13 protein-coding genes are annotated in these 14,044 nt (G+C 72.1%); 12 read left to right on the top strand and 1 reads right to left on the bottom strand.

Going from position 1 to position 14,044, the window contains the following annotated elements; genetic code table 11:
• Positions 1–39: 39 nt before the first annotated feature.
• From RB608_RS09440 to RB608_RS09385, 12 genes are all read left to right on the top strand, one after another.
• Positions 40–1,803, top strand: a complete 1,764-nt coding sequence (locus tag RB608_RS09440) for a GMC family oxidoreductase (RefSeq protein WP_308087575.1) — start codon at positions 40–42, stop codon at positions 1,801–1,803.
• 71 nt (positions 1,804–1,874) lie between these two features.
• Positions 1,875–2,627 (top strand): MlaE family ABC transporter permease, encoded by a 753-nt coding sequence (locus RB608_RS09435; RefSeq protein WP_392390985.1) that lies wholly within the window; start codon positions 1,875–1,877, stop codon positions 2,625–2,627.
• Between the two features lie 6 nt (positions 2,628–2,633).
• The gene (locus RB608_RS09430) at positions 2,634–3,458 is read left to right on the top strand and encodes an ABC transporter permease (RefSeq protein ID WP_308087573.1); all 825 of its coding nucleotides are present in this window, start codon (positions 2,634–2,636) and stop codon (positions 3,456–3,458) included.
• A 5-nt stretch (positions 3,459–3,463) separates the two neighbouring features.
• Positions 3,464–4,657 (top strand): MCE family protein, encoded by a 1,194-nt coding sequence (locus RB608_RS09425; protein ID WP_308087572.1) that lies wholly within the window; start codon positions 3,464–3,466, stop codon positions 4,655–4,657.
• Complete coding sequence (locus tag RB608_RS09420) at positions 4,654–5,715, top strand: MlaD family protein (RefSeq protein WP_308087571.1); 1,062 nt, start codon at positions 4,654–4,656, stop codon at positions 5,713–5,715. Before RB608_RS09425 ends, RB608_RS09420 begins: the two co-directional genes overlap by 4 nt.
• A complete protein-coding gene (locus RB608_RS09415; protein ID WP_308087570.1) occupies positions 5,712–6,704 on the top strand; it encodes an MCE family protein in 993 nt (330 codons plus the stop codon). Before RB608_RS09420 ends, RB608_RS09415 begins: the two co-directional genes overlap by 4 nt.
• Positions 6,701–7,762: an MCE family protein gene (locus RB608_RS09410; RefSeq protein ID WP_308087568.1), complete on the top strand. Its 1,062-nt coding sequence runs from the start codon at positions 6,701–6,703 to the stop codon at positions 7,760–7,762. The genes RB608_RS09415 and RB608_RS09410 overlap by 4 nt, the downstream gene beginning before the upstream one ends.
• The gene (locus RB608_RS09405) at positions 7,759–8,973 is read left to right on the top strand and encodes an MCE family protein (protein ID WP_308087567.1); all 1,215 of its coding nucleotides are present in this window, start codon (positions 7,759–7,761) and stop codon (positions 8,971–8,973) included. Before RB608_RS09410 ends, RB608_RS09405 begins: the two co-directional genes overlap by 4 nt.
• A complete protein-coding gene (locus RB608_RS09400; RefSeq protein WP_308087566.1) occupies positions 8,973–10,319 on the top strand; it encodes an MlaD family protein in 1,347 nt (448 codons plus the stop codon). Before RB608_RS09405 ends, RB608_RS09400 begins: the two co-directional genes overlap by 1 nt.
• Positions 10,316–10,807: a hypothetical protein gene (locus RB608_RS09395; protein ID WP_308087565.1), complete on the top strand. Its 492-nt coding sequence runs from the start codon at positions 10,316–10,318 to the stop codon at positions 10,805–10,807. The genes RB608_RS09400 and RB608_RS09395 overlap by 4 nt, the downstream gene beginning before the upstream one ends.
• Positions 10,804–11,286, top strand: coding sequence for a hypothetical protein (locus RB608_RS09390; RefSeq protein ID WP_308087564.1), 483 nt, complete (start codon positions 10,804–10,806; stop codon positions 11,284–11,286). The genes RB608_RS09395 and RB608_RS09390 overlap by 4 nt, the downstream gene beginning before the upstream one ends.
• Complete coding sequence (locus RB608_RS09385; RefSeq protein ID WP_308087563.1) at positions 11,286–12,545, top strand: helix-turn-helix domain-containing protein; 1,260 nt, start codon at positions 11,286–11,288, stop codon at positions 12,543–12,545. The genes RB608_RS09390 and RB608_RS09385 overlap by 1 nt, the downstream gene beginning before the upstream one ends.
• Here the strand turns inward: RB608_RS09385 and RB608_RS09380 are convergent.
• Positions 12,496–13,992 carry an aldehyde dehydrogenase family protein gene (locus RB608_RS09380; RefSeq protein WP_308087562.1) on the bottom strand — a complete coding sequence of 499 codons (1,497 nt, stop codon included), beginning with the start codon at positions 13,990–13,992 and terminating at the stop codon, positions 12,496–12,498. The two genes, RB608_RS09385 and RB608_RS09380, sit on opposite strands and share 50 nt — an antisense overlap.
• Positions 13,993–14,044 lie beyond the last annotated feature (52 nt).

Genomic DNA, 14,044 nt, shown 5'->3' with positions numbered 1-14,044 from the left:
GCACAGGGGCTCCGTCGTCTCTCATCGGGGGCTGTCGTCGTGCGCACTGAGGACTTCGAGTACGACGTCGTGGTCGTCGGCTCCGGCTTCGGCGGCTCGGTCGCCGCCCTGCGCCTCGCGGAGAAGGGCTACCGGGTCTGCGTGCTGGAGGCCGGCCGGCGCTTCGAGGACCATGAGTTCGCGAAGACCTCCTGGGACGTGCGGAGATTCCTGTTCGCCCCGCGCCTGGGCTGCTTCGGCATCCAGCGGATCCGGCTGCTGCGCGACGTCGTCGTGCTCGCCGGTGCGGGCGTCGGCGGCGGCTCGCTCGTCTATGCCAACACGCTCTACCAGCCCAAGTCCGACGCCTTCTACAACGACTCGCAGTGGGCGCACATCACGGACTGGAAGGCCGAGCTGGCGCCGTACTACGACCAGGCCAGCCGGATGCTCGGCGTGGTCCAGAACCCGACCGTCACCCCCAGCGACGTTGTGATGAAGCAGGTCGCCGACGAGATGGGCGTGGGCCACACCTACCGCCCCACGCCGGTCGGCGTCTGCTTCGGACCCGGCGACACCAAGCGGGCGGGCGAGGCCGTCCCGGACCCGTACTTCGGCGGGGCCGGCCCCGAGCGCCGCGGCTGCCTGGAGTGCGGCGAGTGCATGACCGGGTGCCGGCACAACGCGAAGAACACGCTGCTCAAGAACTACCTCTACCTGGCCGAGAAGCTCGGCGCCGAGGTCCGCGAGCGGACGACGGTCGCCGCGATCAGGCCCCGCCCCGGCGGCGGGTACGACGTCGTGACCCACCGCTCCGGCGGCTCCGCACGGCGTACGACGAGCATCTCGGCCGCCCAGGTCGTCGTCGCGGCCGGCACGTGGGGGACCCAGGAGCTGCTGCACGGGATGCGCCGCTCCGGTGACCTGCCGCGGCTCTCGGAGCGGCTCGGCTACCTGACCCGGACCAACTCCGAGGCGCTGTGCGCGTCGAGCACCAGGCTGCGCAGCAAGGACCAGCACGACTTCCACCACGGCGTCGCGATCACGTCCTCGATCCACCCCGACGACGTCACCCACGTCGAGCCGGTCCGCTACGGCAAGGGCTCGGGCCTGATGGGCCTGCTGCTCACGCTGATGACCGACGGCGGCGGCCGGGTGCCGCGCTGGCTGCGGTGGCTGGGCCAGGCCGTGCGCCACCCCGGCCTGCTGCTCTCGACGTACGCCGGCCTCGGCAGCTGGCCCGAGCGCACGATCATCGCGCTGGTCATGCAGACCAGCGACAACTCGATCACGGTGTTCCCCAAGAAGCGGGGGCGCACGGGCAAGGTGCGGCTGACCTCGAAGCAGGGCCACGGCGAGCCGAACCCCACGTGGGTGCCGGTCGGCAACGAGGTGGTGCGCCGGATCAGCGACAAGATCGACGGCGGCTCCTACAGCAGCGCCGGCGAGATCTTCAACATCCCCATGACCGCGCACTTCCTGGGCGGCTGCCCCATCGGCGACTCCGCCGAGAACGGCGTGATCGACGCCTACCACCGGGTCTACGGCCACCCCGGCCTGCACGTCGTCGACGGCGCCGCGATCTCGGCGAACCTCGGCGTCAACCCCAGCCTCACCATCACCGCGCAGGCCGAGCGCGCGGTGGCGCTGTGGCCCAACCAGGGCGAGGCCGACCAGCGGCCCGCGCTGGGAGCCGGCTACGAGCGGCTCTCCCCGATCGCGCCGGTGCGGCCGGCTGTGCCCCCGACCGCACCGGCTGCGCTGCGTCTCCCCTTGTACGTCGTGAAGAGTGGCCAGAGCGAGAAGACCGAGGCGACCGCGTGACCCCGGCCCCCGCGGGCCTGACCGAGGAGTCGCGCCAGGTCGCCCGGGACGCGCTCCGGGCGACCTTCCTGATGAAGACACTCGGCACGTTCGGCGACTTCTACGGCTTCGTCGGCAAGGTCTTCGCGCAGCTGTTCACCCGGCGCTTCCAGTTCCGGGAGTTCGTCTCCCAGGCGTGGTTCATCACGACCGTCTCGTTCGGCCCGGCGCTGCTGGTGTCGATCCCGTTCTGCGTCGTCATCATCTTCCAGGTCAACCAGCTGCTCATCCAGATCGGCGCGGTCGACCTGGCCGGTGCGGGCGCGGCGGTCGCGGTGGTCCGCGAGATCGGCCCGATCGTGAGCGTGCTCGTCGTCGCGGGCGCCGGTGCGACGGCGATCTGCGCCGACCTCGGCTCGCGCAAGATCCGCGAGGAGATCGACGCGATGGTCACCTTGGGCATCGACCCGATCGAGCGGCTCGTCGTACCGCGGGTGATCGCGTCGACGCTCGTCGGTGTCGCGCTCAACGGCATGGTGACCGTGGTCGGCCTGGTCGGCGGGTACTTCTTCTCCGTCGTCCTCCAGGGCGCGACGCCGGGTCTCTACCTCTCCGACCTGACGCTGCTGGTCGGCTTGCCGGACTTCCTCGCCTCCGAGGCCAAGGCCGCCGTCTTCGGCCTGCTCGCCGGCCTCACCGCCTGCTACCTCGGCCTCAACGCCAAGGGCGGCCCGAAGGGTGTCGGCGAGGCCGTGAACCAGACCGTGGTCTTCGCCTTCATGCTGCTCTTCGCCGCCAACAGCGTGATCAGCGCCCTGTTCCTGCAGATCAAGCTCGGAGCCTGAGTGCCCATGTCCCAGCTCTCCCGCCACCTGGCGAAGCCCACGACGTCGCTGCGCAACCTGGGCGACCAGCTGAGCTTCCACGGCAATGCGTACGCCCACATGCCGCGCGCGCTCAAGCACTACCCGAAGGAGGTCGTCCGGCTGCTGGCCGAGGTGTCCCTCGGCTCCGGTGCGCTCGCGCTGATCGGTGGCACGGTCCTCGTCATCGGCTTCCTGACCGCGGCGGCCGGCATCGAGGTCGGACTGCAGGCCTACACGTCGTTCGACAACATCGGTGTCTCCACGCTGTCCGGCTTCTTCTCCGCCTACTTCAACACCCGCGAGGTCGCGCCGATCATCGCCGGCATCGCGCTGACCGCGACCGTCGGTGCCGGCTTCACCGCGCAGATCGGTGCGATGCGGGTCAGCGAGGAGATCGACGCCCTCGAGGTGATGGCGGTACCGCCGGTGCCGTACCTCGTGACCACCCGGATCGTCGCCGGGTTGATCGCCGTCGTCCCGCTCTTCGCGATCGCCCTGATGATGTGCTGGCTCGCGACCTACCTGGTCGTCACCGTCGGGTACGACCAGGCGCCGGGCACCTACCAGCACTACTTCGACACCTTCCTCATCTCCAGCGACCTGTTCCTGGCGATGGTCAAGGTGGCCCTGATGGCGCTCGTCATCGTCTCGATCTGCTGCTACCACGGCTTCCGTGCGTCGGGCGGGCCCGCGGGCGTGGGCAAGGCGGTCGGCAAGGCGGTGCGCTCCGCGCTGATCTGCACGATGTTCATCGATCTGATCTTCGCGATCGCCATCTGGGGCGGTCCGTCGGTCCACATCGCGGGGTGAAGCGGATGAGCGCGCAGTCCGCCCACCGGATCGACCGCCAGGTCGTCTACGGCTTCCTCTTCGTCGCCCTGGTCGCGGCGCTGGTCGCGGGCACCGTCGCCAAGTACCGCGGCGTCTTCGACGACAACGTGCTGGTCACCGTCGAGGCCGACCGGGCCGGGCTCACCCTCGCGTCGGGAGCGCCGGTCAAGCTCCGTGGCGTCGAGATCGGCCGGGTCGGCGACGTCGAGTCCGACGGCGACAAGGTCCGCATCGAGCTCAAGATCGATGCCGACAAGATCGACCGGGTCTCCGCGGACGTCACCGCGCAGGTCGTGCCGCCGACGGCGTTCGGTGCGAAGTACGTCCAGCTCACGCCGCCGGCCGACGGCACGAGCGGCGACGGCGCCAAGATCCGCGCCGGTGCGGTGATCCCGGCCGACCGGGTGACCGTCGAGGTCGACGAGGCGTTCGAGAACCTCACCAAGGTGCTGGACGTCGCCCGCCCGGCCGAGGTCAACTCCGCGCTCACCGCGGTGGCCGGCGCGGTCGAGCAGCGCGGTGAGCTGATCGGCGCGCTCATCACCCAGACCGATGCCTATCTGCGCTCGGTCAACCCCTCCCTGCGCACGCTCGCCGCCGACCTGCGGGTCGCCGACGACGTCGCCGACGTCTATGCCGTCGCCCGGCCGGACCTGGTCGACGCGCTCACCCAGACCGGCGAGGTCTCCCAGACGCTGGTCAAGCAGCAGGCCTCCCTGCGCGCGCTGGAGCGCAGCCTCACCGGCTTCAGCGACAGCGCCGGCACGCTGCTGCGTGACTCCGAGCAGGGCCTGGTCACCTCGCTGCGGCTGCTCCAGCCGGTCTCCGCCGTGGCCGAGCGCTACTCGCCCGAGCTGCCCTGCCTGCTGATGGGCCTGGCGTCGGCGAACAAGCTCGCCGAGGCCGCCGTCGGCGGCACCCACCCGGGCGTCACGACGTACACGCAGGTCGTGCCGGGCCGCGATCCCTACACGTACGAGGAGAACCTGCCGGAGCTCGGCGCCGACAACGGCCCCGCCTGCTACGGGCTGCCCTACGTCACCCCCGAGGAGGCCACGGTGCCGCCGCCGTCGTTCCGCACCGGCGCCAACCCGTACGTCGGCCCGCAGCCCACGCCGAGCGAGGCCGTGGTCGACACGCTGCTCGGCCTGCTCAGGGGAGGGACGAACCTGCCGTGACGAACCGTGCCCACCGGCTCAGCCCGGAGAAGCGCCGTCAGCGCTCCGACCTGATCAAGTTCACCTCGTTCCTCGTCGTCGCCGCCGTCTTCACGGTGTGGGTCGCCGCGGTCACCGGCGAGTACCGCCCCGGCGGCCGCGACGACTACCGCGCGGTCTTCGACGACGTGTCCGGCCTCGCGGTCGGCGACGAGGTCCGCGTGGCCGGCGTCGATGTCGGCAAGGTGACCGGCATCGACGTCCAGCCCGACAACACGGTGCTCGTCACCTTCGACGTCCGGGAGGGTCAGCGGCTGACCAAGGGGACCCGCGCGACGATCCAGTACCGCAACCTGATCGGCGACCGCGTCGTCCAGCTCACCCCCGGTGACAGCACGGGCGACGCGGCCCAGCCGCTCACGGCCGGCGGCACGCTGCCCGCCGCCCAGACCGCCTCGGCGCTCGACCTCGACACGCTGCTCAACGGCTTCAAGCCGCTTTTCGCGGGGCTGAGCCCGACGCAGGTCAACGAGCTGTCGGGCCAGCTGGTCCAGGTGCTCCAGGGCCAGCAGGCCGCGGTCGCGACCCTCGTCCAGCACGTCGCCTCGTTCACCACGACCATCGGCGGCCGCGAGGAGGTGATCGGTCAGGTGATCCGCAACCTCAACAGCGTCCTCGGCACGGTCGACGACCGCAGCGACACCGTCGGGCTGATGCTCGACCGTCTCGACACGCTGCTCAAGGGCCTCGACAAGCAGGACGCCCAGGTGCTCGACGCGGCGAGCCGGATCGACCGGTTCGCGAGCGACGCCGCCTCGCTCGCCAGCCGGGCGCGCGGCGACCTGCGCACCGATCTGCAGGGCCTGGCCATCTCGGCGCGCGGCATCAACCGCAGGGCCGACACCCTCGAGGCCGTGCTGCAGAACCTGCCCAGCCACTACCGCGCGATCCAGAACACCGCGTCGTACGGCAACTTCTTCAACTTCTTCCTCTGCGGCGTGCGGATCGAGACCGGCCTGGGCAAGGCCCAGGTCACCACCCCGTGGATCTACTCCGACGCTCCGAGGTGCACGTCATGACGCGGGTCATCAGCCCCGACCGGCTCGCCGTGCGTGGCCTCGTCGGGACCGTCGTCCTGGTGCTGGTCGTGCTCGCCGCGCTCAACATCAACCGGCTGCCGCTCATCGGCAACAGCGACGTCCTGCACGTGCAGTTCGCCGAGGCCGGCGGGCTCAAGGGCGGTGACGCCGTGATGATCTCGGGTGCCCAGGTGGGCCGGGTCCGTGCGGTGCAGCTCGACGGCCAGCACGTGGTGGCCGACATCGTGCTCACCGACGGGGACGTCGTGCTCGGCAAGGGCACCGAGGCGCGGATCATCACGATCACGCTGCTCGGCCGGGCCGCCGTCGAGCTGGAGCCGCGCGGGGGCGGTGAGCTGCGCGCCGGGGACTCGATCCCGCTGGAGCGGACGTCGTCGCCGTACAACCTGACGAGCACGCTCAACGAGCTCACCGAGACCACGGCCGACATCGACAAGGCGCAGCTCGCGGCCGCGCTCGACCAGGCGTCGACGACGCTCAACGCGTCGAGCCCCGACCTCGGGCCCGCGCTCGACGGCATCACCGCGCTGTCGCGGGCGGTCTCGTCCAACGACGACGAGCTGCGCTCGCTCGTCGCACACGCCGACAACGTCACCGGCGTGCTGGCCAGCCGGGACCAGCAGATCGCCTCGCTGCTCGGCTCGGGCCGCTCGCTGCTGAGCGAGCTCGACGCGCGGCAGGAGGTCGTGGTCAGCCTGCTCAAGAGCGCCCGGTCGCTGTCGACCGAGCTGCGCGCCCTGCTCGAGGACACCGACGACGTGCTCGGCCCGGCACTCGACGAGCTCGACGGCGTGGTCGACGTGCTCAACCGCAACAAGAAGGACCTGCAGGACACCATCTACGGCCTGCGGGGCTATGCCACCGCCTTCGGTGAGGCGATCTCGAGCGGTCCGTGGTTCGACGCCTACATCCAGAACCTCACCGCGCCCGGCACCCTCGCCCCCATCCTCTCGGGAGTGATTCCGTGACCGTCAAGAAGATCCTCGTCGCGGTCGTGGCCGCCGCCCTCGTGGCCGGCGGGTTCGTCTGGCAGCGCGACAGCGGCAGCACGACGGTGCACGCGTACTTCGCCAGCGCCGAGGGGCTCAACGCCGGCGACGACGTCAAGGTGCTCGGCGTCAAGGTCGGCACGATCGACAAGATCGAGAACGAGCCGAAGGGCGTCCTGGTGACCCTGAAGGTCGACGCCGGGCAGCCGATCCCGGCCGACGCGCACGCCGCGATCGTCTCGCCGAGCCTGGTCAGCGGCCGGTTCGTCCAGCTCGAGCCCGTGTACGACGGCGGCGAGCGGATGGCCGACGGCGCGACCATCGCGCTGGAGAAGACCGCGGTGCCGGTCACCTTCGATGACGTCAAGCAGCAGCTCACCGACCTCGCCACCACGCTCGGCCCCGACGCAGGCAAGAAGGCCGGCCCGCTCGCCATCGCCATCACCGCGCTCGAGAAGAGCCTGAAGGACGGCAACTCCACCCAGCTGCGGACCTCGATCGCCGAGCTGCGCGGCGCCGCGACGGCGCTCTCGGACGGCCGCTCCGACCTGTTCTCGACGATCGAGAACCTCGACACGTTCACCCGCAACCTCGCGCTCAACGACGCCGCGGTGCGGGGCTTCACGACCGAGCTGGACGACGTGAGCGCCGTGCTCGCGACGAACCGGACCCACCTCAGCGGCGCGCTGGAGGACCTGGCCACGGTGCTCGCGGCGACCGACGCCTACCTCGCCGAGCACCGCAAGCGGCTGCGCACCACGACCACGGACGTCAACCTGCTGGCCGCCGCGCTGGCCGACCGCTCTGACGAGCTGGCCGGCGTCCTCCACGTCGCGCCGCACGCGCTCATCGACCTGAGCAACACCATCCAGGGCCAGGCGATCACCGGGCGCGCGACGCTATCGGCGCTCGACAACGTGCCGCAGCTGCTGTGCGGTGCCGTCCTCGGGGTCGGCGGTACGGCGGAGCAGTGCGCCAAGGTGCTGCAACCGCTCGCCGACCTGCTCGGCCTCGACCTGACCGGAGGCCGGCGATGACCCGGACCCGCACCTGGCTGCGCCGGCTGGTGCCCGCGCTGGCCGCCACCGCTCTGCTGACCACCGGCTGCGACATCCAGCCCAATGACAACACGCTGCCCGGCCAGGTGGCGGTCGGGGAGGACGGCTACACGGTCGAGGTCCACTTCGACCAGATCGAGAACCTGGTCCCGAACTCGACGGTGCAGAAGGACAACGTCGTGGTCGGCACCGTCGGTGAGATCGCCACCGACGGCTGGGAGGCCGTGGTCACGCTGCACCTGCTGGACGACGTCGCGCTCCCGGCCGACGCGGTGTTCTCGATCGGGCAGAAGACCCTCCTCGGCGCGCAGTACGTCGAGGTGTCGGCGCCGCCGACGTCCGCGGGCGGCCGCCTGGCCGACGGGGCCGTCGTACCGGTGGCGCAGACGGGGACCTATCCCGCGACCGAGCAGGTCCTCGGCGCGGTCGCGCTGCTGCTCAACAACGGCGGTCTCTCGCAGATCAGCACGATCACCGGCGAGCTCTCGACCGCGCTGCGCAACCGGGTGCCCGACACCCGCGGGCTGATCCGCCACGCCAACGACCTGCTCGCCGTCCTCGATGCCAACCGCACCGAGATCGTCACCGCGCTGGACTCGCTGCAGAGCCTCAGCGCCGGGCTGCGCGAGGACCAGCACCGGATCGCCACCGCCATCGACCGGATCACCCCCGGCCTGCAGGTGCTGGAGCGCGAGCGCAACCGTCTAGTCAAGGCGGTCACCACGACCGGGCGGGCCGGCGTCCGCGCGGTGCGGGTCATCCGGGCGAGCGAGGAGGCGCTGCTCGCCAACCTCGACTCGCTCGGCCCGATCCTCGCCCAGCTCGGCGAGGCCAGCGAGTCGCTGCCCGACGCGCTCAAGATCGGCCTGACGATCCCGTTCCCGGCGATGACCACCCGCAACGCGCTCAAGGGCGACTACGCGAACCTGTTCGCCACGCTCGACCTGCGCGGCCAGAGCCTGCTCGGCAGCTGGCTGGGGCTGATCGGCACCCCGCCGGCGCTCCAGGCCGGCGACCCCGTCGAGGGCCCGCTGACGCCGCCGCTGCCGGGCACGACCGAGGAGCCGGCACCGCCCGCGCCGACCGACGTCCCGGCGCCGGACCCGGTGCCGACCCCCACCCCCACGCCCACCCCGACCGAGGAGCCGAAGAGCTGCGGTCTGCTGGGCAAGATCCTGGGAGCCTGCTGATGCTGCTCACCCCGCTGATCAAGCGCCAGCTCCGCATCTTCGCGGTGCTCGCGGCGGTGGCGCTCGGGCTGGCGTTCTTCCAGTACGCACGGGTGCCGGCGATGCTCGGCATCGGCGTGTACGACGTCCGGGTGGACTTCGCCGACGCGAGCGGGCTCTACCCGAAGGCGGCCGTGACCTACCGCGGCGTCGAGGTCGGCGAGGTGTCGCGCCTGGAGGTCACCGCGCACGGCGCGATCGCCACACTGCGTCTGGAGAACGATGCGAAGGTACCCGCGGGCGCGTCCGCCGAGCTGCACAGCACCTCGGCCATCGGCGAGCAGTACGTCGACCTGGTCGACCCGCGCGGCGGCGTACCCGAGGACGGCGACGTGCTCGCCGAGGGCGCGAAGATCCCGCGTGAGCGTGCCGTCGAGATGCCCCAGATCACGCCGGTCCTCGACTCGGTCAACCGGCTGCTGGAGTCGGTCCCGAAGGAGGCGACGAAGCGGGTCCTCGATCAGGTCGACGAGGGCCTCGGCGGCACCGGGCCGGAGCTCAACGAGCTGGTCGACGCCTCGGGCGAGCTGCTCACCGAGGCCCAGTCGCAGATCGAGGCGACCACGTCGTTGATCTCCGCCCTGCAGCCGGTGCTGGAGACCCAGCGCGACCTCGGCCCGGCGACCACGGACTACGCCACCCAGCTCGACCAGGTGACCGGCGTCCTCGCCGCCGACAACAGCGCCGCCCTGCGGGGGCTGCTGAAGACCGGACCGGACGGGCTGGACGCGGCCACCGCCACGATCGGCGACCTGCAGCCGGTGCTGCCGATGATGCTCGCCAACCTGACCACGAACGCGCAGGTGCTCAACACCTACCTGCCGCAGGTGCGCCAGACGCTCGTCGTATATCCGTCGGTGGTCGCGCGCCTGCAGTCGACGGTCAACCCCCGCGCCGCCGAGGGCGACGTCAAGCTCGACCTGCGGGCGGCGCTCAACGACCCGCCGAGCTGCCGCAGCGGCTACCTGGACGCTCGGGAGCGGCGCAACCCGCGCGCCACCGAGGTGCGCGACGTCGACACGCTCGCCCACTGCGAGCTCCCACCCGATCATCCGACCGCCGTCCGCGGCGCCCGCAACCTGCCCTGCCCGCAGGGCACGGACCGCGGCCCGACACCGGAGGCATGCGGACTCCGCTTCCGCGACGGCGTCTGGCCCGAGAGCGGCGGCACGGTCGCCTACGACCTCGCGGTCGGCCGGGCGGGCGACCGGGCGCCTGCGCCGGGCACGAGCACGAGGACGACCGACGAAACCGAGGGAGACGACCTGTGGAAGATCCTGGTGCTGGCACCCCTGGGGCTGCGATGAGCGCGCCGGCCACCCGCCGGTACGCCGTGGGCGCGGCCGCCCTGCTCGCCGTGGCGCTGCTCGTCTTCGCCGGCCAGCGGGCGCTGGCCTGGCAGGACGAGCGCGACCGGGTGGCCGACACGGAAGCGGCCGCCGCCGCGGCGGCGGCCGAGGTGGAAGGGCTCATCGACATCAGCGGCTCGACGTCCGACGCCGCCCTGGAGAAGCTCCTCGCCGGAGCGACCGCCGACTTCCGCACGGAGCTCGAGGGGCAGGCCGAGCGGCTCACCCAGGCGTTGGCCGACAACGAGGTGAAGGCGAGCGGCGAGGCGGTCTCGACCGGCGTCGTCAGCCTCGACGGAGACCGCGCGACCGTCATCGTCGCCGCGGCCGGGACGGTGCAGAACAAGCAGACCAAGACCGCCGAGCCACGCAACTACCGGCTCAGCGTCGACCTGCAGAAGCACGACGGGGCCTGGCTGGTCGCGGGTCTGGAGTTCGTCTCGTGAGCGCGCTGAAGCAGCGCGCGGTCCTCGTCGCGGGTGTCGTCCTTGCACTCGCTCTGGTCGCGGCCGTCGTCGCCGGGATCGGCGCGCACCGGGCGACGGCGACCGCCGACGCCCGCGCCGACGCCCTGGCCGCCGCCACGAAGCGCGTGCCCGAGCTGCTCAGCTACGACGCCGCCACACTGGACGACGACCTGGCCCGGGCCCGGGCCCAGACCACCGGCTCGTTCGCCGACGACTACGGCACGATCCTCGACGAGGTCGTCAAGCCCAATGCCGCGCAGCGCACGATCAGCACCACCGCCACGGTCAGCGCGGCCGGTGTCGTCTCCGGTGACCCCGACCGGGTCGTCGTCCTGCTCTTCCTGACCCAGACCACGACGACCGGCACGAAGGACTCGTCGGTCGCGGGCAGCCGGGTCGAGGTGACCATGGCCCCGGCGGGCGACGACTGGAAGATCGTCGGCCTGAAGCCGCTGTGATGCTCGTGTCCTTCGACCGTGACCTGCGCCGCTGGGTCGCCGACTTCGTCGGCGCCGAGTCGGAGGGCGCCGCCGTGGACGCGTGGGTCACCCACGTGCTCGGCCGGATCGTCGACCAGGTGGCCGAGGTCCGCGAGGACGCCGCGCTCCAGGGCGTCGTCCGCGACGCGTGCGATGCGCACTGGCGCTCGTTCCTGGCCAACCTCGGCCAGCCCGAGCAGACCTTCCACCTCGTCCACGAGGCCCGCGACGTCCCGCACGTCGTGGCCCAGCACGGCTACCCGATGCCGGTGATCTTCCAGATCTACACCGCCGGCGAGCAGGCGGTCTGGGAGTTCATCACCGCCGCGGTCAAGGAGGCGACCGCCTCCGGGGTCGCCGAGGCCGCGGCGCTCGTGCACTTCTGGACCCGGTCGAGCATGTGGTTCGATCGCTCCGTCGAGCAGTCGGTGACGCTCTACCAGGAGGAGGTCGAGCGGATCCGGCAAGGAGACGCGGCCCGCCGGCTCGAGGTCGTGCGTGCCGTCCTGGCCGGTACGGCGGTCGACCCCCGCGAGATCTCGGCGGGGCTCGGTGGGCACCCGGTGTCGGCGTACCAGACGGCGGTGCTGCTGCACACCGACGACGACACCCGGATCGCCGACCTGCCGCAGGCGGCGCAGTCGCTGACCGCCGCGCTCGGCCTGCGCCAGCCGCTCGTCGTCCACCCCGGAGGACGGGACCTGTGGGCCTGGATCACCTCGTCGGAGGCACCCGACCTCACCCGACTCGTCGATTGCGCGGATTGGCTGAGCGGTCGCCGGATCCTCGCCGCGATCGGCGCTCCGGCGCCCGGCGTCGACGGCTTCTGCTCCTCGCACGGCGAGGCGCTGGCCACCCAGCGGCTCGTGTTGGCCGCCGAGCGCCCGGCACCGCTGACCTTCTTCACCGACGTCGAGCTGATGACGTTGATCGGCGACGGCGAGGCGATGCGCCGCTACGTGCACCGCACGCTCGGCCGGCTCGCCGCGCCCGACGAGCAGGCCGAGCGGCTGCGGGCGACCCTGCGCGCGCTGCTCTCGACCGGCAGCGTCGACGCGGCGGCGCGCCACCTGCTCGTGCACAAGAACACCGTGCGCTACCGGGTCGAGCGGGCCGAGGAGCTGATGGGCCGCCGGCTGGGGGAGTACGCCACCGCCGTCGACGTCGCGCTGCGCTGCCACGCGGCGTTCATGACCGTCCCGGTCGCCCGCGGTTCAGCAGACCCAGCAGCGACCTGATCGCCCGGGTGCGGGTGGCCCGGTAGGGATAGGTGTGCACGTCGCGGCGCAGGTGCAGGCGCGAGACCAGCAGCGACTGCTGGCGGCAGTACTTCGTGATGCCGTCCTTGCCGTGGCGCCGCCCGATGCCCGACGCCGGCTTGGCGCCGCCCATCGGCAGCTCCAGCGCGGTGTAGTTGACCACCGCGTCGTTGACGGTGACCGCGCCCGCCTCCAGGCGGCGCGCGACGTCCTCGGCGCGGGCGAGGTCGCGGCCGAAGACCGAGGCGCACAGCCCGTACGCCGAGTCGTTCGCCAGCCGCACGGCCTCGTCGGCGTCGCGCACCGCCATGATCGGCAGCGTCGGGCCGAACGTCTCCTCGCGCATGATCGCCATCGAGTGGTCGACGTCGACCAGCACGGTCGGCGGGTACCAGTGGCCCTCGCGCTCCGGTCGTACGCCGCCGGTCAGCGCCCGCGCACCCGCCGCGAGCGCCTCGCTGACGTGCCGGTCGACGATGTCGACCTGTGGGGGGAAGCTCAGTGAGCCGACGTCGACGCTGCCGGGCCCGGCCGGCACGCCCTGGCGCAGGGCAGCGACCTTGGCGGTCACCAGCGCGACGAACGCGGTGTAGACCGACTCCTCGACGTAGCAGCGCTCGATCGAGATGCAGGTCTGGCCGCAGTTGAACATCGCGTAGTAGGCCGCGTGCGTGGCCGCGCGCTCCAGGTCGGCGTCGGCCAGCACGATCATCGGGTCCTTGCCGCCGAGCTCGAGCGAGGCCGGGATCAGCCGCTCGGCGGCCCGTGCCGCCACCCGCCGCCCGGTCGCCGTGGATCCGGTGAACATCACCATGTCGACCTCGTCGACCAGCGCCGCGCCGGTCGCGCCTCGGCCGGTCACGACGCCGAAGACGCCGTCCGGCAGGCCGCACGCGGCCAGGCCCTCGGCGAGCAGCAGCGAGGTGAGGGGCGTCACCTCGGACGGCTTGAGCAGCACCGCGTTGCCCGCCGCCAGTGCGGGGATGCAGTCGCCGAAGGAGTTGGTCAGCGGGTAGTTCCACGGCCCGATCACGCCGACCAGGCCCAGCGGCTGGTAGCGCTGGACCAGCCGCTTGCCCGCCACCAGCGGCTGGCTGGAGCGGATCCTCGTCTCGGCCAGGTAGCGCGGCGCCTGCTTCGCCCAGAAGCCGAACGCCGCCGCGCCGTAGTTGACCTCCGCCAGGAGCGCGTCCTCGTAGGCCTTGCCGGTCTCGGCGCAGATCGTCGCGACGACCTCGTCGGTGTGGTCGACGATCCAGCGCTGCATCCGGTGCAGCACGGCCGCGCGGCCGTCGTACCCGAGGGCGTGCCAGGAGGGCTGCGCGGCGCGGGCCCGGCGGGCCGCGGCGGCGACGTCGTCGGCGCTCAGGTCGGGGACGGTGCCGATGACCTGTCCGGTGGCGGGGTTCTCGACCGCGATCGTCATGGGGGCAAGTCTCGGGACCACGGATCCCCGCAGGTACGGGCCTGCGGACAAA

This window comes from Nocardioides sp. LHD-245 (assembly GCF_030929495.1).
Taxonomy (GTDB): Bacteria; Actinomycetota; Actinomycetes; order Propionibacteriales; family Nocardioidaceae; genus Nocardioides.
The sequence above is the reverse complement of the archived record's forward strand: the minus strand, read 5'-3'. Positions and strand labels throughout refer to the sequence as shown.

Coding starts and splice junctions, on each gene's coding strand:
- RB608_RS09430 (WP_308087573.1), top strand. CDS start 2,634: ATGTCCCAGCTCTCCCGCCACCTGGCGAAGCCCACGACGTCGCTGCGC.
- RB608_RS09415 (WP_308087570.1), top strand. CDS start 5,712: ATGACGCGGGTCATCAGCCCCGACCGGCTCGCCGTGCGTGGCCTCGTC.
- RB608_RS09425 (WP_308087572.1), top strand. CDS start 3,464: ATGAGCGCGCAGTCCGCCCACCGGATCGACCGCCAGGTCGTCTACGGC.
- RB608_RS09395 (WP_308087565.1), top strand. CDS start 10,316: ATGAGCGCGCCGGCCACCCGCCGGTACGCCGTGGGCGCGGCCGCCCTG.
- RB608_RS09405 (WP_308087567.1), top strand. CDS start 7,759: ATGACCCGGACCCGCACCTGGCTGCGCCGGCTGGTGCCCGCGCTGGCC.
- RB608_RS09380 (WP_308087562.1), bottom strand. CDS start 13,992: ATGACGATCGCGGTCGAGAACCCCGCCACCGGACAGGTCATCGGCACC.
- RB608_RS09435 (WP_392390985.1), top strand. CDS start 1,875: ATGAAGACACTCGGCACGTTCGGCGACTTCTACGGCTTCGTCGGCAAG.
- RB608_RS09400 (WP_308087566.1), top strand. CDS start 8,973: ATGCTGCTCACCCCGCTGATCAAGCGCCAGCTCCGCATCTTCGCGGTG.
- RB608_RS09385 (WP_308087563.1), top strand. CDS start 11,286: ATGCTCGTGTCCTTCGACCGTGACCTGCGCCGCTGGGTCGCCGACTTC.